The sequence below is a fragment of the Pseudoalteromonas sp. S1610 genome (assembly GCF_005887465.1).
GTDB lineage: Bacteria > Pseudomonadota > Gammaproteobacteria > Enterobacterales > Alteromonadaceae > Pseudoalteromonas > Pseudoalteromonas undina.
In genome coordinates this window covers 1-19,329 of record NZ_PNDI01000006.1, presented here as the reverse complement: position 1 = coordinate 19,329, position 19,329 = coordinate 1, and the positions used below count along the sequence as shown (strand labels likewise).

At 39.1% G+C, this 19,329-nt stretch carries 20 protein-coding genes; 17 read left to right on the top strand and 3 right to left on the bottom strand.

From position 1 onward, the window contains the following. Window position 1 precedes the first annotated feature (1 nt). From CWB77_RS03525 to CWB77_RS03470, 12 genes are all read left to right on the top strand, one after another. Window positions 2-1,027 (top strand): zinc-binding dehydrogenase, encoded by a 1,026-nt coding sequence (locus CWB77_RS03525; protein ID WP_010388996.1) that lies wholly within the window; start codon window positions 2-4, stop codon window positions 1,025-1,027. 292 nt (window positions 1,028-1,319) lie between these two features. Beyond that, window positions 1,320-3,575, top strand: coding sequence for an acyl-CoA dehydrogenase (locus tag CWB77_RS03520; protein ID WP_054201229.1), 2,256 nt, complete (start codon window positions 1,320-1,322; stop codon window positions 3,573-3,575). Window positions 3,576-3,898: 323 nt separating this feature from the next. Beyond that, entirely contained in the window at window positions 3,899-4,216 is a 318-nt protein-coding gene (locus tag CWB77_RS03515) for a heavy metal-binding domain-containing protein (protein ID WP_008112402.1), read from the top strand. A gap of 232 nt (window positions 4,217-4,448) precedes the next feature. Next, window positions 4,449-5,237, top strand: coding sequence for a hypothetical protein (locus CWB77_RS03510; RefSeq protein ID WP_138621393.1), 789 nt, complete (start codon window positions 4,449-4,451; stop codon window positions 5,235-5,237). Between the two features lie 80 nt (window positions 5,238-5,317). Then, window positions 5,318-5,632, top strand: coding sequence for a hypothetical protein (locus CWB77_RS03505; protein ID WP_008466158.1), 315 nt, complete (start codon window positions 5,318-5,320; stop codon window positions 5,630-5,632). An 84-nt stretch (window positions 5,633-5,716) separates the two neighbouring features. Continuing rightward, a complete protein-coding gene (locus CWB77_RS03500; RefSeq protein WP_249931420.1) occupies window positions 5,717-6,241 on the top strand; it encodes a GNAT family N-acetyltransferase in 525 nt (174 codons plus the stop codon). Between the two features lie 180 nt (window positions 6,242-6,421). Continuing rightward, on the top strand, window positions 6,422-7,369 hold the full coding sequence (locus CWB77_RS03495; protein ID WP_171043248.1) for a protein kinase family protein: 948 nt from the start codon (window positions 6,422-6,424) through the stop codon (window positions 7,367-7,369). Between the two features lie 133 nt (window positions 7,370-7,502). Further along, complete coding sequence (gene upp, locus CWB77_RS03490; protein ID WP_008466150.1) at window positions 7,503-8,135, top strand: uracil phosphoribosyltransferase; 633 nt, start codon at window positions 7,503-7,505, stop codon at window positions 8,133-8,135. Window positions 8,136-8,144: 9 nt separating this feature from the next. Continuing rightward, entirely contained in the window at window positions 8,145-9,383 is a 1,239-nt protein-coding gene (locus CWB77_RS03485) for a uracil-xanthine permease family protein (RefSeq protein WP_138621389.1), read from the top strand. 148 nt (window positions 9,384-9,531) lie between these two features. Beyond that, window positions 9,532-11,271, top strand: a complete 1,740-nt coding sequence (locus tag CWB77_RS03480; RefSeq protein WP_138621387.1) for an HAD hydrolase family protein — start codon at window positions 9,532-9,534, stop codon at window positions 11,269-11,271. After that, a complete protein-coding gene (locus CWB77_RS03475) occupies window positions 11,264-12,484 on the top strand; it encodes a glycosyltransferase family protein (protein WP_008115311.1) in 1,221 nt (406 codons plus the stop codon). Before CWB77_RS03480 ends, CWB77_RS03475 begins: the two co-directional genes overlap by 8 nt. Before the next feature lie 25 nt (window positions 12,485-12,509). Then, entirely contained in the window at window positions 12,510-14,288 is a 1,779-nt protein-coding gene (locus CWB77_RS03470; protein WP_138621385.1) for an alpha-amylase family glycosyl hydrolase, read from the top strand. Between the two features lie 66 nt (window positions 14,289-14,354). On the opposite strand, the gene CWB77_RS03465 is transcribed toward CWB77_RS03470, so the two are convergent. Beyond that, the gene (locus tag CWB77_RS03465) at window positions 14,355-15,434 is read right to left on the bottom strand and encodes an ABC transporter substrate-binding protein (protein ID WP_138621383.1); all 1,080 of its coding nucleotides are present in this window, start codon (window positions 15,432-15,434) and stop codon (window positions 14,355-14,357) included. 133 nt (window positions 15,435-15,567) lie between these two features. Between CWB77_RS03465 and CWB77_RS03460 the strand changes: the two genes are divergently transcribed. Together CWB77_RS03460 and CWB77_RS03455 are read left to right on the top strand one after the other, a co-directional pair. Next, entirely contained in the window at window positions 15,568-15,957 is a 390-nt protein-coding gene (locus tag CWB77_RS03460) for a cytochrome b562 (RefSeq protein ID WP_054201221.1), read from the top strand. Between the two features lie 9 nt (window positions 15,958-15,966). Continuing rightward, a complete protein-coding gene (locus CWB77_RS03455; protein ID WP_008463841.1) occupies window positions 15,967-16,353 on the top strand; it encodes an OsmC family protein in 387 nt (128 codons plus the stop codon). A 50-nt stretch (window positions 16,354-16,403) separates the two neighbouring features. On the opposite strand, the gene ykgO is transcribed toward CWB77_RS03455, so the two are convergent. Beyond that, on the bottom strand, window positions 16,404-16,538 hold the full coding sequence (gene ykgO, locus CWB77_RS03450; protein ID WP_004586489.1) for a type B 50S ribosomal protein L36: 135 nt from the start codon (window positions 16,536-16,538) through the stop codon (window positions 16,404-16,406). Continuing rightward, window positions 16,535-16,801: a type B 50S ribosomal protein L31 gene (locus tag CWB77_RS03445; protein ID WP_008463845.1), complete on the bottom strand. Its 267-nt coding sequence runs from the start codon at window positions 16,799-16,801 to the stop codon at window positions 16,535-16,537. The genes ykgO and CWB77_RS03445 overlap by 4 nt, the downstream gene beginning before the upstream one ends. A 231-nt stretch (window positions 16,802-17,032) precedes the next feature. On the opposite strand from CWB77_RS03445, the gene CWB77_RS03440 reads away from it, so the two are divergent. The 3 genes from CWB77_RS03440 to CWB77_RS03430 all read left to right on the top strand — a co-directional run bounded on the left by CWB77_RS03440 (window position 17,033) and on the right by CWB77_RS03430 (window position 19,301). Beyond that, on the top strand, window positions 17,033-17,302 hold the full coding sequence (locus CWB77_RS03440; protein ID WP_010388978.1) for a hypothetical protein: 270 nt from the start codon (window positions 17,033-17,035) through the stop codon (window positions 17,300-17,302). 278 nt (window positions 17,303-17,580) lie between these two features. Next, complete coding sequence (locus tag CWB77_RS03435) at window positions 17,581-18,387, top strand: alpha/beta fold hydrolase (protein WP_138621380.1); 807 nt, start codon at window positions 17,581-17,583, stop codon at window positions 18,385-18,387. Window positions 18,388-18,392: 5 nt separating this feature from the next. Then, entirely contained in the window at window positions 18,393-19,301 is a 909-nt protein-coding gene (locus tag CWB77_RS03430; RefSeq protein WP_138621378.1) for a GGDEF domain-containing protein, read from the top strand. Window positions 19,302-19,329: the final 28 nt, after the last annotated feature.

Genomic DNA, 19,329 nt, shown 5'->3' with positions numbered 1-19,329 from the left:
GATGCCTAATACTGTAGTTACAAACCCAGATACTATTCCTTCATCTATGCAGGCTATTGCCTTAATAGAGCCTAATGAGGATATTAACTTAACGGATATTCAATTACCTGTGCCTCAATGCACAGGTAATGAGCTGTTAGTAAAAGTGGAGTATGTTGGTTTAAATCCGGTGGATGCGCAATTTGCTAAATCTGGCTTTTGTTTATGGCAGTATCCGCATGTTTTAGGCTTGGATGCAGTGGGTGTAGTGGTTAAAGCGGGTAAAGGCGTATTTCCTGGCGTGGGTGAGCGTGTAATGTGGCACGCCAGTATTGGTGAGCAAGGGATATTGAGCGAATACGCAAAAGTGCCTAATTATGCAGTGTCTATCATTCCGCAGCAATTAGCCAGTGATAAGGCTGCTACTTTGCCCTGCGCCGGAATGGCAGCGCTTATCAGCTTAGATAAATTAGCCGTAACTGAGGGCGATACCCTCTTTGTTGAAGGCGGGGCAGGTGCAGTGGGTCAATTTGCTATTCAATTTGCAAAGCAGCGTGGTGCCGATGTATTTACAACCGCCTCCAAGCGTAACCACAAACTGGTTAAGCAGCTAGGGGCTGATGTAGTCTTTGATTACAATGACAAAGCCTTATGTGACAAAATTCGCCGAGAGCTTGGCCCACAAGGATTTGATGCCGTTATTGATATTATGGGTGGGGAATCGACCATTCAAAATATCGAGCTAATGCGTTTTTGTGGTCGTATTGCTTGTTTAAATCCACTGCCTAATTTTGAACAGCAGCTAATGTACCGTAGAGCACCCAATATTAGTATTGTATCCTTAGGTGGCGCGTGGTTAGCCAATAGCCTATGCGCGCAGCAGCGCATGAGTTTTATGGGTAATTTGTTGCTTGAAACGGTCTCTAATGGCGAAATAATTCCTCCAGAAGTATTAGCTGTTGATTTTAACGCAAAGGCTGTTTCTAGCGCATTAAACAACCAGTTAGCAGGTGGTTTTACAGGTAAACAAGTGGTTAAAATAAGCTAGGTTTACTCACATTCCCATATTTAAAAAGCGCAGCCTAATTTTAGGCTGCGCTTTTTTGTTTCTACTTTATTACCAAATCCGTATTTGCGGCGCCAACAACCAGAATTATTAAATTTTTAACAAAAAAAATAATAATTCAGCGTACATGTGTAAGCCTTTTTATTTCAACAGTTTACGTTCAGGTAAAGAAAATAAATTGAAAAAACTGTTAATTAATTGAATAGAGTAATTGATCTAAACCGATTTTTATGACGTAATGTAGGTATTATTTATCTGGTCGGATGAGTTCGTTATGAGTTTACGTACAAAATTAAAAAAAGTATTACCAAGTATTTCAGTTACTGAGCAAGAAGCGCTAGACGCTGGCGATGTATGGCTAGAAGGGTCTATCTACCAAGGTAAACCAGATTTTAGCGCGCTACGCGATGTACCTGCGGCAAAATTAACCGCAGACGAACAAGCGTTTCTAGACGGTCCAGTACAAGAACTACTAGGCATGATTGATGATTCAGTCATTCAAAATGGTATTCATTTACCAAACGACATTTTAGAGTTTTTGAAAAAAGAGCGTTTCTTCTCGCTGATCATCCCTAAATCGTTTGGCGGTTTAGAGTTCAGCCCATACGCTAACTCAACAATTGTAGGTACTATCGCAACTAAAAGTTCAGCTGTTGCAGTAACTGTAATGGTACCAAACTCATTAGGCCCAGGTGAGTTATTACTTCACTTCGGTACAGATGAGCAACAAGCACATTACTTACCACGTTTAGCAAATGGTACAGACATTCCATGTTTTGCATTAACCAGCCCTGAAGCAGGTTCTGATGCCGGCGGTATTCCTGATGTAGGTACCGTAACTAAAGGCATGTATAACGGCGAAGAAGTACTCGGCCTAGAAATCACATGGGACAAGCGCTACATTACACTCGCGCCAATTGCTACTGTACTTGGTTTAGCGTTTAAAGTAGTTGACCCTGATGGTTTATTGGGTGGTAAAGAAAACCTAGGTATTACTTGTGCACTTATTCCAAAAGAGCACCCTGGTGTAGAACTTGGTAACCGTCATGATCCTATGGGTATCCGTTTTTACAACGGTACTACACGTGGTAACAAAGTATTTGTACCAATGGACTTTATTATCGGTGGTCAGAAAAACATCGGTCGCGGTTGGCAAATGCTAGTTAGCTGTTTAGGCGCAGGTCGTGGTATTTCATTACCAGCATTGGGTGTAAGTACAGCACAAGTTGCATTTAAATCAGCTTCTGAGTACGCAGCAGTGCGTGAACAGTTTGGTTTATCAATTGGTCAATTCGAAGGTATTCAAGAAAAGCTAGCTGACATCGCAGGTAAAACATACCTACAAGAAGCAATGCGAGTATTGACAACTGAAGGTTTAGGCATGGGCTTAAAACCATCGGTAGTGACTGCAATCGCTAAATACCATATGACAGAGCTTGGCCGTGATGTGCTTGACTCAGCAATGGATATTCAAGCGGGTAAAGCAATTCAGAACGGTCCTCAAAATACACTTGCTAGCGGTTATGTGGCGCAGCCAATTGCCATTACGGTAGAGGGCGCGAACATTCTTACTCGTAACCTGATGATCTTTGGCCAAGGTGTTATGCGTTGTCACCCATATCTACAGTCTATGGTTGAGTCTATTCATAGCGATGACAAAAACGCAGATGCAGAGTTTAACGGTATTTTACGCAAAACGGTTGGTTACAGCACAGCAAATAGCTTACGAGCATTTCGTTTAGGTGTACTACCATTTACTGCTGGCGCAAGCTCTGCATTACCAGAAGTACGTGACTACGAAAAAGCAGTACATAAACTATCAGCTAAATTAGCTGTATATGCTGACTTCTCGTTACTAGTACTTGGCGGTAAATTAAAGCAAGCTGAAATGCTTTCAGCACGTTTAGGCGATGTAATGAGCTTCTTGTATGCAGCTATGGCATCTATTAAGTATTACGAGCAAAAAGTAGCAAGCAGCGAGCGTGAGCAAGCGGCTCCTTACTTCCATTATGCGACTCGTTTTGCACTACAAAGTGCAGAAGAAGCATTGCACAAGTTCTTAGACAACTTCCCTGCAAGTGGTACTCGTAAGTTCATTCGTTTCATTACTATGAACTACTCAACTAAAATGCCAAAAATTAGCGATGATTTAATTCGTGAATTAGCAAAACAAGCTCAGCTTGATACGGCATTTAAAGCGCAAATCACACATTTAGTTAAGCCAATTGAAGGTGATGGTCATCACATCAATGAGCAAGCTTACAAAGCTAAAATGGCGTCACTTGAGCTATTAGCTAAAGTGAAAAAAGCGCTACGTGCTAAAACCTTTAAGCCGGGTACGCGTTTTTCAATCACGCTTGAAAATGCACTTGCTGCAAAAGTAATTAACGACGCTGAATTTGTTCAGTTAAGTGATTACAACAAAAAGCGTGAAAAAGCGATTCGTGTTGATGAGTTCGACTTCGATATGAACATCCTAGACGACAACGCACAGCCAGTTAATCCGCTTAAAAGCGTGGTTAACCAATAAAATTCAATAATGCAAAGCGCCTGCAGTTTAGGCGCTTTTATTGATACAAAATTAGTGTGGAGTCCTGCTTGAGTAACATCAAGCGGGGCTTTTTTATGGGTGTAATTTAAGCCCATAACTAATTACGACTAATTTAATGGTACAGAACATTATTAAACGTTGTTTTAGTGTATTTTAACAATGGGTGGTAAATAAGTTACGTAATTACTTGTTTACATTAGAGTTGTTTAGTGGAATTATTGAGCGTATATAATATACGCTGTTTTGAGGGTTATAACTCCCAAAGTGGTGTTTAATGAGCTGTTATGTTTTAGGGAAAAATTATGATTTATACGACAACGGAAACTGTTCCTGGCAAGGAAATCGAAGCTGTATTGGGAATCGTCAATGGCAACATGGTTCAGTCTAAACATGTTGGTCGAGATATCATGGCTGGTTTAAAAGGGATTGTGGGTGGCGAACTCAAAGGCTATACCGAGATGTTGATGGAAGCTCGAAATGTAGCGGTAGAACGATTAATAGAAGATGCAAAAAAGTTAAATGCCGATGCAATAGTAGGAATACGATTTACAACTAGCTCAGTTACTGATGGGGCATCAGAAATATTAGTGTTTGGCACAGCAGTTAAACTTCGAACATAACAAACAATTTAAGCAGATTCGCAACGCTTGTCATTTTTGGTGTTTCTTTCAAAGCCAAGAAATGAGGACGCTTTCCTCTTTTCTGCACTGTATTAAAAGAACAGCCTAACTAAAAGTTTTAAGCTGGCAATGAGTTACATGATTTGTTATTAATGTGTAAAATAATTAAGGGGGCACACATTGCTCATAAAAAGAGGAAAGTGTCCTTTGATAAAGTTGTTAGAGTGCGAATATGGATAGTGCCTACTTGAAAGTAAAACGTGCAGAAAAGCATTATGCTGAACTTGCACAGATGTTTAAAAAGAAAAAGCCGTTCGGTTATTTTTTAGAAACTAATTGCAAAACTGGTGGAAGAGCAACATTCGCAAAGCGAAACGAAAATGTTGCTAATGAAGCTGCCGTAATAATTGGCGATGTCCTCCATAATCTTAGAGCTGCTATTGATCATGCATATTGGAATTGTACTGAGAGGTATGCAAAATCTGATGGAGAAAGAAAAAGCATTCAATTTCCAATCACCTCAACAGAGACTGCCTTGAAAGACTCTGTTTTGACTGGTATACCTTCGAGAGTTTCGAAAGATTTTGCTCACGCACTAGCGAGTTTAAAGCCATATAGAGATGGTGGGAATATACTTCTTTGTGCCATTCACGACTTGGACGTTATGGATAAACACAAGTTATTAGTCCCAACAGGTAACTTCACGAAAATTAGTAGCTCAATGATTCAAAGACTGGTTCCTGATTTTCCATCTGGTTTAATGAATTGTGGCTTTGGTAATAATTATCGCGATGTTGGTTGGCAAGTACAGCCAATGACTTGGACACAGAGAAGAAAAGCCAAAGTGCCACCATCGAACATAATTGAGCAGGAATTAGATGTGCCCGTTGAAATTGTAATTGGTGACATAGATTCAACAAAACCAGCACTTCAAGTGCTGCAAGAGTTAATAGCACTGGCAAAAAGTATAATACAAACCTTGTATTCTGCAGCAGGCATAAAAGTTGAAGAAGCACTCTAACAAGCCAATTAAACCGACCTCAATACGCTATGCTCCTTTCGGCGGCTTATTGGGGGGTTAAATACCTAAATGGAGTTTAGATGAATATTCAAGTTTTTAGACCAAAACAATTTGTAGATATGGCGAGAGACTATAAGTTGTTTGCGGATGACGTAGAAGTTGCCACTATAAAAAGAGGGGTTACGCAAACAGTAAACATCCCTGATTCAACTAAAACTATTCAAGCGAAAATAGATTGGTGTTCAAGCCAAACTTTTCCTGTAGCCTCAATTACTGACAAAGGAATTATTATTAAAAATTCTTTTGGTAGTAATATATTCAAATTGCTTTTTTTAACTATTTATTATGTCAGTTTCGGTAAAAGCAAATACTTATCGGTAACAAACGGTATTTAGCATGATCATTAAACGGACAATGCTCTTCCCCCGTTCTAGTGAACACATCCTCATCAATTTAATTAACAATTTTAAGTCTGTTATTTGGCGAAAGGATTAGAGGTTCATATGGTGTTTGAAAAACTGGCTAAACATCATGCTAGTCAACTGTTAGATTTTGAATTAGAAAATAAGCAATGGTTTGAAACGCTAATTGAGCCTAGAGCTAAGTCGTTTTATTCAATAAAAGGTGTTACCGAGCACATTGATTTATTAATTAATCAAATGAATGAAGGCACTGGTTATAGTGGGGTATTACTTCAAAATAACATTATAGTTGCACGAGCAAATATTAAGGACGTCTCAAATAATGAAGCGTTTGTTGGCTATCGTGTGGCTGAAGCTTTTATTTCTAAGGGGGCTGCTAGTTTTTGTTTGTCACAGCTTATAAATATTGCTCAAAGTAAATTTAATATTACTCAGCTGAAAGCGTTGGTCTTGGAAAATAATCCCGCATCAATGCGTGTACTAATAAAATTTGGTTTTCAAGCCATAAATACAAATGTAAACGCTATAACTATAAATGGTAGGCGACTAAGTTGTATAGAGTTCTGTGCAAAATACGCATGACAAGCTGCTTTTTGTGGTATGACTAATTTGGCCATCCATTCAAAAACTAGCATTCGTTTTTTATATACTGGTTTGTGTAAAACCATATGAACTTATTTATTAAGAGCTTTGTTTTAAGACCTTTTATTAAAAACACCGTCTAATGTTAAGCTAACTAAAATTTAGCAACCTAATATGGCTATGTCTTTTTATCTTCCATTACTTACTCCGCATTTTCAACGTATAGCTATTGGCGAAACCCTAACCTCGCTTTGGAGTGGCTGTGGTCAAATTGTGAAGTGTCAACTTGATGAGCAAGCCTGTGTGATTAAAGCGATTAAAGTACCCGATCACATTAATCACCCTAAAATTAAACAAAGCAGCTTTGCGCTTAATAGAAAGCGTGACTCTTACCACGTTGAATATACGTTTTATCAGCAATTTAGTCATAAGCTGCCCAAGCAAGCGGCAGCTATTGAATGCATTAAAGCAATCAACAAAGGCGATGAGTTTGCCTTGGTGTTTACAGATTTTTCAAAGCTGGGGTACAGCCAAGCAACCACCGAGAATATAAAAGCAATATTAAAGTGGTTGGCACATTTTCATGCCTTTCATTTAAATGCAAAGTTTGATGGCTTATGGCAGCAAGGAAGTTATTGGCATTTAGATACACGCCCTGATGAATTTAATAACTTACCTGAAAAGTCCGATATTAAACAGGCTGCATCACTGTTAAACAGCGCGTTAAAGCAGTGTGATTATAAAACGTTAATTCATGGTGATGCCAAGCTTGCTAACTTTGCCGCTAATAGCCAAGGGCATATACGCGGTTACGATTTTCAATATGTGGGTGCGGGTGTTGGGGTGATTGATGTAATGTATTTTATGACCAGTTGTATGGATGATTCTGAGCTTCATAAACACGCACAGAGCTACCTCGACTATTACTTTAGCCAATTGAAGCATGCTCTGAGTGACTATCAACCACACATTAATGCTGATGATGTTGTTACACAATGGGCTAAATTATGGCCAGTGGCATGGGCAGACTTTTATCGGTTTTTACTTGGGTGGAGCCCAGAACACAAAAAGGTTAACAGCTACATGCATGATCAGGTAAATAATTGGTTAGCGAGTAACAACTCATAAACACAAAAATCTTTATAGTTGTGGCTAAATTAAATATTTTGGCACGAACTATGAAATCAAGACTAAAATTAACAGTCAAACGGCCTGTTTTAATATAAAATACGTCAAATTTTTTATCACTAGGTTTATTACTATGGCTATTCACGTTATTTCTCATCCCCTTGTTCAACATAAGTTAGGTTTAATGCGCGCGCATGGAATTAGCACGAAAAGTTTTCGCGAGTTGTGTTCAGAAGTGGGCACATTATTAACTTACGAAGCCACTAAAAACCTAGAATTAGAAGATAACGAAATTACAGGTTGGGACGGTAATAAACTTAAAGTTGAGCACATTAAGGGTAAAAAAATTACCGTGGTGCCAATTTTACGTGCGGGCCTTGGTATGATGGACGGCGTAATGTCGTTACTCCCTGCGGCTAAAGTGAGTGTAGTGGGTTTAGAGCGTAACGAAGAAACTCTTGAGCCAGTACCCTACTTTGAAAAGCTAGTAGGTAATATTGATGAGCGTTTAAGTTTAGTGATTGACCCAATGCTGGCTACTGGTGGTTCTATGATCGCCACCATTGATATGCTTAAAAAAGCGGGCTGTAAAGAAATTAAAGTAATCGTACTGGTTGCTGCACCTGAGGGCGTTGAAAAAACATTAGCCGCTCACCCTGATATTGAGATTTTTACTGCCTCAGTTGATAGCCATTTAAATGAAAAAGGCTACATTATCCCAGGGCTTGGCGATGCAGGTGACAAAATTTTCGGTACGGTTTACTAAGGTTTAGCAGTGCAAAATAATTCTACATTTTCTATAAAAACCATTCTAACCGGTGCCCAAATGCTATTTGTTGCATTTGGTGCATTGGTACTAGTGCCTATTTTAACCGGCCTAGATCCTAGCGTAGCCTTGTTTACCGCTGGTTTAGGTACTTTGTTGTTTCAGTTTGTGACTAAAGGCCAAGTGCCTATTTTTTTAGCTTCGTCATTTGCGTTTATTGCACCCATTATTGCCTCAGTACAAATGTGGGGTATACCCGCCACTATGGGTGGTTTAATGGCGGCGGGCTTTACTTATATGCTATTAAGTTTATTGGTGAAGTTTAAAGGTACAAAAACCTTACATAAAATTTTGCCGCCAATTGTGGTAGGCCCAGTGATTATGGTAATTGGTCTAGCGCTTGCGCCTGCAGCGGTTAATATGGCCATGGGTAAAAGTGGCGATGGTGGCACACAAATTATTGCCTACGACAGCGCTATTATTATCTCTATGTTCTCATTGCTCGTTACTTTAGTGTTTGCCGTGTGGGGTAAAGGGGTATTTAAATTAATACCTATTTTAGCCGGTGTTGTTGCCGGTTACACGCTATCGTTATTTATGGGTATAGTGCAATTTGAAGCCGTAAGTAATGCACAGTGGTTAGCTGTGCCAAACTTTATGTTACCAGAGTTTAAGTGGCAAGCCATATTATTTATGGTGCCGGTGGCAATTGCGCCTGCTATTGAACACATTGGCGACATGATGGCAATTAGCCAAGTTACAAAAAAAGACTATTTGAAAAAACCAGGACTACATCGCACCTTATTTGGTGATGGTTTAGCCACGTCTGCCGCATCCTTATTTGGCGGCCCACCTAATACCACTTACTCAGAGGTAACTGGTGCGGTAATGCTTACTAAAAACTTTAACCCTAAAGTAATGATGTGGACTGCCATTATCGCAATTTGCTTAGCATTTGTTGCTAAAATGGGCGCTAGTTTGCAAACCATTCCGGTGCCAGTAATGGGCGGAATAATGATTTTATTATTTGGCTCTATTGCGGTTATTGGTTTAAACACCTTAGTTAAATCGGGCGATGACTTAAGTGAACCGCGTAATTTAAGTATTGTGGCACTCATTTTAATTTGTGGTATTGGTGGTATGTACATAGGTAGTAGTGAGTTCAGCCTAGAAGGTGTGAGCTTGTGTGCTATTTTAGGCATAGTATTAAACTTAGTATTACCCAAAGCACAGAGCAACCAGAGTTAAGTTTGCACTGTGGTTAAAAATATTGCACCAAAAAAGCGCATTTTAAATGCGCTTTTTTTTTAACCTACTAAAAAGTAACAATAAATAATATTGGTCTAGTAACTGCATTTCCTTAGTCATACCCTATAGTTGACTCAGGGATTGTTATATGGAGACCAAGAGTGTGGATATAAATGCTTTTTTAGTAAAACACCAACTGCCGTTGAAATATCAGTATATTAGCGAGCAGTATTTTTCTGCTATTGCGCAGGACATTCTAACCAGTAAAAAAACAGCCCCTATATTTGTCGCAATTAATGGCTGCCAAGGCTCAGGAAAAACCACACTTGGTGATTATTTAGTAACTTGGTTTAGCCAAAATACCCACCTAAACTGTGTTGCGCTTTCTATTGATGACTTTTATTTATCAACTCAAAAACGCCAACAGTTAGCGCAAGATGTGCATTGTTTATTCGCCACTAGAGGCGTTCCGGGTACACATGATGTCGCGCTGATGGATAACACCATTAGCCGTTTATTAAATACTGAAGTAAATGTACCGCTGCCGCGTTTTGATAAGCAACAAGATGAACCTGTAGCAAAAAACAAATGGTTAACTAATAGTCAGCCGATCGATGTTGTTATTTTAGAAGGGTGGTGTGTAGCCAGTGAACCACAGCAGCCTTTTACTTTAGTTGAGCCTATTAACGAGCTAGAAAAATCATACGATCAACAAGGGTTATGGCGTCGCTGTATTAACAGCTGTTTAGCCAATGAATATAAAACCGTTTTTGATAAAATCGATTACACAATTATGCTCAAAGCCCCGAGTTTTGATGATGTGTTTGCGTGGCGCCAAGAGCAAGAACACAAGTTAATTGCCAAACAAGGGCAGGGCGCAGGCACTATGACTGATGAGCAGTTATTGTGGTTTATTTCTCATTTTGAACGCATCACGCGTGAAAACCTCAACACCCTTAGTGCTAAAGCAAATGCACTTATAGAGCTCGATAGTAATCGAGATGTAACTGCGATGGTGCTTACAAGCGATAGTATTGTACAACCTATCATTTTTACCGATTTAGATGGCACATTACTCAATCACAGAGATTACAACACCTATGCGGTAGATACCTTATTACAAGAGCTGCAATACAGCGGTGTACCTGTGGTATTTAATACCAGCAAAACATTTAGTGAAGTAGTTGCACTGCAACAAGCGCTTAATATTACACAGCCTTTCATTGTTGAAAATGGCTCGGCTGTTTATATTCCTAAAAATTATTTTAATCTCAGGCCAATTGGCTGCAGCGAATACCAAGGCTACTGGTGTTACTCGTTTGCTGCACCCATTAGCAATTTATGGACTGATTTAAAACGCTTAAAAAAAGACTACGGCGACCAATATAGTTTGTTTAGTGAGCTGACCAGTGAGCAGGTAATGAAAATGACAGGATTAAACCAGCTACAAGCAACGCAAGCACAAACCCGTCAATACTCAGATCCGCTCTACTGGCATGGCGATGAGCAGCAACTAAATGAATTTATCAATGCGATATCAGTATATGGCTACGAGGTTAAAGTAGGCGGGCGCTTTGTTCACATTGGAAAAAATACCGATAAAAGCATGGCTCAGCAATGGTTAGTGCAGCAGTTTAATACGCAGTTTACTAAAGCGCTGAGCATTATTGCGCTAGGGGATAGTGAAAACGATAAGCAAATGCTAGAAGAGGCTGATATCGCCATCATCATTACCAATCCAGAGAGTAAAAAGCCAGTTAAATTAACCTATAACAAAGCGCGCTATTCTCAATTGCCGGCACCGCTAGGCTGGGTTGAAGAAATTACAGCACTACCTTGTATTAACAGTATTTTACCCAGTTCTGAGGAGTATAGTTTACATGGCTGATTTTTATCAAAATGGCATTATTACAACACTACATAACATTGCCAATAGACCCGTAGACGATTTAGAAAAAGAGTTACTTGGCTTTAGTAAACAGCGACCAATGGGGCTTATATTGCCTTCATTATTTAGTGAGTTAGAAGGCCCTGCTTTACAAAATATTGTTAAAGAGCTGCAACAAGTACCGTATTTATCGCAAATAACTATAGGCTTAGACAGAGCCGACGAAAGCCAGTATCGCTATGCATTGAACTTTTTTAAATCGCTTGATCAAAACCATAAAGTGTTGTGGAACGATGGCCCACGTTTGCAGGCGCTCGATAAAGAGCTTCAAGCTTTAGGTGTGGCGCCACGCGAGCTCGGTAAAGGCCGTAATGTGTGGTATTGCATGGGCTATAAACTCGCTACCGCGGAGGTTGAGTCAATAGCACTACATGATTGCGATATTTTAACTTATGACCGAGGCTTATTAGCGCGATTAATTTATCCCGTTGCACATCCTCGATTTAACTATGAATTTTGTAAAGGCTTTTACCCGCGTACTGCCAATGGAAAAATAAATGGTCGAGTATCGCGTTTACTGGTTACTCCGTTATTACGCTCGTTTAAAACCATATTAGGCAGCAGAGACTACCTTGAGTATATGGACTCGTTTCGTTACCCATTAGCCGGTGAATTTTCGTTTAGACGCGATGTATTAAACGATATTCGTATTCCTAGTGACTGGGGATTAGAAATTGGCGTATTAAGCGAGATGTACCGTAATTACTCCCATAACCGCTTATGCCAAGTTGATATTGCCGATAACTACGATCATAAACACCAAGAATTATCGCTGGATGACCAAACTGCTGGCCTTTCTAAAATGTCTATTGATATAACCAAAGCACTATTTAGAAAGCTAGCGACCCAGGGGGTTACCTTTACCAGCGAAACCATTCGCTCATTAAAAGCGACTTATTACCGCATTGGTTTAGACTTTATTGAAACCTATCATAATGATGCGTTAATGAACGGCTTAACACTTGATATTCACCAAGAAGAAAAAGCGGTAGAAATGTTTGCACAAAATATTATGAATGCTGGCCAACACTTTTTAGAAAACCCAATGGAAGCGCCATTTGTGCCGAGTTGGAACCGTGTAGCTTCGGCGATGCCCGATGTACTAGATCGATTAAAAGAAGCCGTTGAGCTTGATAACGAACAATACAGTTAAATTGGTATACTTAAACGAGGCGCCTGTGGACATAGTTAGGGAACAGTTTTTTCAACGAGTCGAACAACATTTACATACTATTTATCAAGGGGTTGAGTTACCTATGCCGGTAGCTGAGTTGGCTGAAGAATTAATCACCTTGATATTGAGTAATAACCCACTTCGAGATCCTACGCCGCACACTAATCGCTGGGATGAACAAGATATTATTTTAATTGCCTATGGCGATTCTATTATAAATCATGAAGACAGTGAGTTAGCAGTTGGAACTCCCCTAGAGGCGCCGTTAAAAACCTTGCATCGCTTTATAAAAGAGCAGTGCGATCACCAGCTTAATGCACTGCATATTTTACCTTTTTATCCGTACAGCTCAGATGAAGGGTTTGCGGTAATGAACTATGCGCAAGTTAATGAAGCGCTGGGCGATTGGCAAGATATTAACGCGATTGCCAACGATGTAAAGTTAATGGCTGATTTAGTGATTAATCATTGTTCTAGCCGAAGCCTTTGGTTTGAAAACTTTTTAACCGATACTCACCCAGGGAAAGACTACTTTAAAACAGCCAGTTTAACTGATGATTTAAGCCAAGTAGTGCGCCCACGAACCTCGCCATTATTACATACGGTAGCCACAGCAAGCGGTGATAAGCATGTGTGGTGTACATTTAGTCATGATCAGGTGGATTTTAATTTTGAAAACCCTGAGGTTTTAAAAGAGTTTGTTGGCATTATTCGCCACTATTTAGATAACGGTATTCGCCTATTTCGCCTTGATGCTGTGGCCTTTTTATGGAAAAAACTCAACACCAGTTGTATAAACTTGCCACAAACCCATGAAGTGGTGCGTTTACTGCGAACGCTGATTGAGCATGCTGAGCCCAGTGTGGTGATTATTACCGAAACCAATATTCCTAATCAAGAAAACCTATCTTACTTTGGTAATGCCAACGAAGCCCATGCAATTTATAACTTTGCTTTGCCGCCGTTGTTATTGCACACTTTACTTAGTGGTGATAGTACCGCGCTTAAGCACTGGATGATGAGCATGCCGCCAGCACAAAACGGTACCGCATATTTTAATTTTATAGCCTCTCATGATGGCATTGGTTTGAGGCCAATTGAAGGCTTATTACAACCGAGTGAAGTTGCTTCGTTAGTAAGTACGACCATGCAATTTGGGGGTCGTGTTTCAATGCGCACCAGTCACGATGGCACACATACCCCCTATGAGCTAAATATTGCCTTATTTGATGCCTTACAAGGTACGCATAATGGCGCAGATAAATATGGCCTTGAGCGTTTTTTGTGTGCCCATGCCATTATGTTTGCTATGGAAGGAATACCGGGGCTATACATACATAGTTTACTTGGCACAACTAATGACTATGAGCGCTTTGAAAATTCGCAGCACAATCGCGCAATTAATCGTCATCGCTGGCAAGAATCAAAATTATTAGCGGCTATTGAAGAAAAATACAGCCACCATTACCAGGTGTTCAAGGGAATAAAACAGTTATTATCAGTGCGTAAAAGGCAAGCTGCATTCCATCCTAATGCTACACAATTTACTTTGCACTTAGGAGAGGGGGTATTTGGTTTTTGGCGACAAAGTATAGACCGCCAACAAAGTATTTTTTGTGTTTATAATATTAGCAGTCAGCCACAAAGCTTAACCTTAGCCGACTTAAACTTAATAAATACCCAGCAATGGGTTGAGCTAATTTCTAATACAACACTCGATGACGCGTTACAAACCATGCAGTTAGCACCCTATCAAACGCTTTGGCTATCTAATAAGGCATAAATAACGCAAACAATTACATTCAGAGTTTTAAATAAAGTAACCGCACTGTAAAGGGGCTTTACAGTGCTATTGTTTAAGCGCTAAAAGTAGATTTTCTATTGTGAATTTATGCCAGTCAGCGCGTGTTTTACTAAACTGTATAAAGTTTATTTCTGCTAGACCTGTTGTATTTATCGCCGTATATAAGGGGGTGTTTTCATCAGTAAGTGGGTCAAAAATATCAGCTGAACGATGAAGCAAAGGACTAAGTTTTGGTTGCGTATGGTTGTCGAACAGATTAACCAGAGCATAAGCACCTAACAAAACATGACCTCCTATAGATACATCAAGCTCTGAACCATTATTAGGTGGAACCTCCCAGTTAATACCGCCCACAATAACCTGAGATTGCATGTTTAGCTGTTTTAATGCCCTTTTTGCGCCAAAAGCAATGGCGTCATTTGCACACCAAATAATGTTAATTTCAGGAGCTTGATGCATATACGCCAAAGTTTTTGTAAACCCTTCTTGTTCAGACCAATTGGCAACCTCTTTAGCGATTAAAGTAACTTGCGGCGTTTGCGCTAAAAAATCCATTAACCCTTGAGTGCGCATAATAGAAGCAGGCGTTGCATAGTCGCCTAATAACGCCAATATATGTGCGCTAGTTGTTGTTTTATTGGTAAACTTTTTATAAAGCTGCTGCATCAATGATTTACCTGCAACGCGATTATTTGGGGTAATACTACCGACTATGTTAGTGCCATTTTTACGTAACATATCGAGTGACGCAGGCGAGGGGCGATTTAATAAAAAGTAAATAGGGACATGTTTACTGTCTATTTTAGAGAGGTACTTACTGGTAACATTTTTTTCGTTTACGAGGATCAGATAATCGGGCTTATCATTTATAGCCTGCTGAATAAGCTCTTTCATTAAAATATGATTTCGGTTTGCGTATTTTGTCGTTAATGTAACATCTAAATCAGTGGCTGCATTTTGCATGATTTTAGAAACATCAAACCAAAAGTTTCCTGTGTTGTTTTGTGCATTTTCAGTATTAGAAAAACCAGGGTTAATAAATATGACTTCTAGGGCATGAGCACTATAACTACTCAACAGAATGCAGGTAAACGTTAGCAGGCGGTATAATTTAAACAAGGACATACATTTCTCTGTAAACTTTTTAAAGCCCAACTTTATCCTTGTGCAAGTGCTCCGTGTGACATCTAGGCGTTATGCTATATAATACCTCAGTAAGTTTAGTATGTATGCAACAATTATTTTTTAGGATGTATTAATGAAAGCAGTTTTGTTGTTAATGGTATTAATATTTAGTCAAACAGTTGCCGCAAATGAAATGAGCGACTTAGAAAAGACCATGAAAAACATTGGGCTTGCTTATAAACAAAGTGTTGAAGCAACCCAGTTAGCAGAATTTAATGGCGCTATCGATGAATTTATTAAATTGATAGAGCAAAGTAAGCAAGCCAAGTTTTATAAAGAAGCTGAAAAGTCGGTGCAAGGGTTAGATAAGGTGCTGATTCAAGCCCAGTTAGCCAAAAAAGTAGCGAACGAGCAGGGACTTGAGTCGGCAAAAAAACCACTTAAGGCGATTGATAATTTGCGCAAAAAATATCACGAATTACACGAGCCTCCAGGCTTTTTTGAATTATTGTTTGGAAAATAAGGATTAGTAATGGAAATTTCGGTTTCAATGTTAGATGGTCAAAAGTTAAGTGCTAAGTTTGGTGAGCATGAAGTTATAAGCGATCAAAGCATAAACGCTGGTGGTGATGCAGAACATCCAGAGCCGTTTGACTATTTTTTAGTAAGCATGGTGTTGTGTGCTGGTTTTTATGCGCGTAAATTTTGTCAGCAAAGAGAGATCTCGACTGAGGGGATGACACTGACACAAAATAACGAAAATGTAGATGAAAACGGTAAGAAGCTATTTTCAATCGAAATTGGCTTGCCAGAAGGTTTCCCAGCTAAATATAAAAAAGCGCTGATTGCTGCGGTAAATACATGTACCGTGAAAAAGGTTATTCAAGCAGTGCCTGAGTTTTCTGTTGTAGTTAAATAAACAGACCCTAATAATAATGCCGAGTATAAACTCGGCATTATTTTATCTTGCTACTTTTTCTTCATACCCTGCACAGCTTTAAATCTAGGGTTATCTTTACATATCACGAATACTCGCCCTTTGCGCTTTACAATTTGACAACCTGGTCGTTGTTTTGCACTTTTTAATGAACTTAAAACTTTCATTTGCTTTCCTTTTTAGCTGTAGAGAGGTTTTTAAACCGACGATTAAATTGCGCAACGCGTCCATCAGTAGCGAGCGTTTTTTGTTTGCCTGTATAAAATGGATGTGAGTCACTTGAGACATCAATTGGAACATAAGGGTATGTTTTACCCTCAATTTCTATGGTGCGATTGGTTTTAATGGTTGAACCAATAATAAAGTAAGAATCAGCTGCAGTATCATGAAAAGCAACCACATGGTAATCAGGGTGAATATTGGGCTTCATAAAATGCCTTAGTGTTATGTGATAGTATATCATTTAATTTAACGTATTTATTTTCTCTTTGCAAATCATTTTAAATAGCCTTAAACGCAGTGTAATTGCTGTGTATTTGCACAAAATAGTCAAAAAATAAGCACTTAGATCAAAAGTACTGGCTATTAGTATTTAGGCTGCTATAACTAGACTCAGCGAACAAAATAATAAGAATTTAATAACGTTAATAGAGGTAGTTTTATGAGTGACGCTCAGGCACAACAAGACCAAATCGACCAAGGAGTCATGGATACTCTCAGAGAGCGTGACCACAGTATATTGGCTAAACAAGTTGATTCGTTAGGGTGTTCTCATAACGACATCATTGAATTACTTGCTCATTATTTAGCATTAAGCGAACAAGAAGATGATGAATTATTTGACGATTGGTTTGACGCGCTTTCAAAAGAACAACACACCGTATTAAAAGTATTTGAAGTTTATCGTGGGCAGTACGAGCACCAGAACTAATCCGTTTGGTTGTAATAGCCATTTTATTTAAGATGATGCCGGCTGCTAAGGATGTAATTTAATGTTAACAAAAAGTGTGTATTTTTATCCCTAAGCAAAATAAATAATCACACTTTTTAATACAATAGTATGTACTTTTTCTCTTGATGATTTTTCATCTAACTAATTGATGTATAAAGCTTTGCAATGAGTTAAACTTATTTATATAAACAGTAGTCCTCACTATGTTTAATAAATATACTACTTTTATTGGGTGAACAAAGAAAAGGATCATTCTAATGCCGCACTTAAATGAAATACGCAAAAGAAACAACGTCAAAATAATTGGCAAGGGTGGTAAAACCTTGGTTTTGGCTCACGGATTTGGTTGTGACCAAAATATGTGGCGGTTTGTTACTCCAGTGCTTGAGCAACATTTTACTTTAGTGCTGTTTGATTATGTAGGCTCTGGTAAGTCTGATATTTCTCAATACAACAAAAAGCGTTATTCAACCCTTGATGGCTATGCCAAAGATGTACTTGAGATATGTGACGCACTTGATCTTAGCGATGTGACTTTTATAGGTCACTCTGTTAGCGCAACAATTGGGGCACTTGCCGCCATTGAGCAGCCAGAGTTATTTACTCAGCTTGTTATGGTTTGTCCTTCACCGTGCTTTTTAAATTTACCCCCTGATTATTTTGGCGGGTTTGAAAAACAAGACTTGCATGAACTACTTAACCTGATGGATAAAAATTACATTGGCTGGGCCAATTATTTAGCACCTTTAGTTATGGGTAGTTCTCACCCTGATGAGTTTATAGCCGAGTTATCGGGGAGCTTTTGTTCAACCGATCCACTGATTGCAAAAACCTTTGCAGAAGCCACTTTTTTATCTGATTATCGCGCGACGCTTAAACATATAAAACAGCCGTCATTAGTTTTACAAAGTGAACATGACGCTTTAGCCGCGCCATCTGTAGGCGAATTTGTCGCAAATGAAATACCTAACGCTACGCTCCAAGTTATAAGCGCACATGGTCATTGTATTCATATGACTCACCCAGAAACAGTCGGCCGTTCGATTATTGACTTTGTGAGTTAACCTTAATGCCACTGCATCAATTAGATGATAATAGAGTTACAGATTACTCTGCTGATTACTTTTTAAGTGGCGCATTGGTGACCAATGCGGATAACGTAATTGTTTATGTAAATACTTATTTTAAAAAGGAACTACACTGGCATTGCAATGAACTTATTGGCAAGTATATTGACAAAATCCTAACTAAATCTTCAAAAATATTTTTACAAAGTTATGTGCTTCCTACCTTAATACACGAAAAAAAATGCCAAGAAATGCAGTTAATTATGCTCAGTGCTCAGGGGGAGCGAATGGCGGTTACCGTTAATGCTCAGCTTGACGAAAAGGGGTTTATATACTGGAGCTTTTTTAATGCTACGCAGCGAGATAAACTCTACGATGAGTTGATAAAAACACGGGAAAAGCTAGAAGCACAAACTGAGCGCTTGCAATCTTTAGCGTCTACCGATGAGCTAACATCGCTATTAAACAGGCGTGAAATGGATTACCGCAGTGTTTTATTACTCGAACAAGCAAAAAGAACACACCGCTCAGTTGCACTATTAGTGATTGATATTGATGATTTTAAACAGATCAACGATACCTATGGTCATTTAGAGGGCGACAGGGTGCTAAAAGAACTAGGCCAATGTCTTAAAAAAATAAGCAGACAAACTGATTTAGTTGCACGCTATGGTGGGGAAGAGTTTTTAATTATGCTGCCCGACACCAATAGTGCAGATACCTTAATATTTTGCCAAAGACTACACCAATTAATTGCTGAAATTAAAGTGGGCAGTGAAGGACTAACAGTCAGTGTAGGTGCATGTATGAGTGATAGTAACAGCACGTTTACTGAGCTGTTTAAGCATGCTGATAACGCTGTTTATCAGGCTAAGGCAAACGGCAAAAACACCACTTACATGCATTCTTAATTCATGTTACTAGGGTCTGTTGACCTTT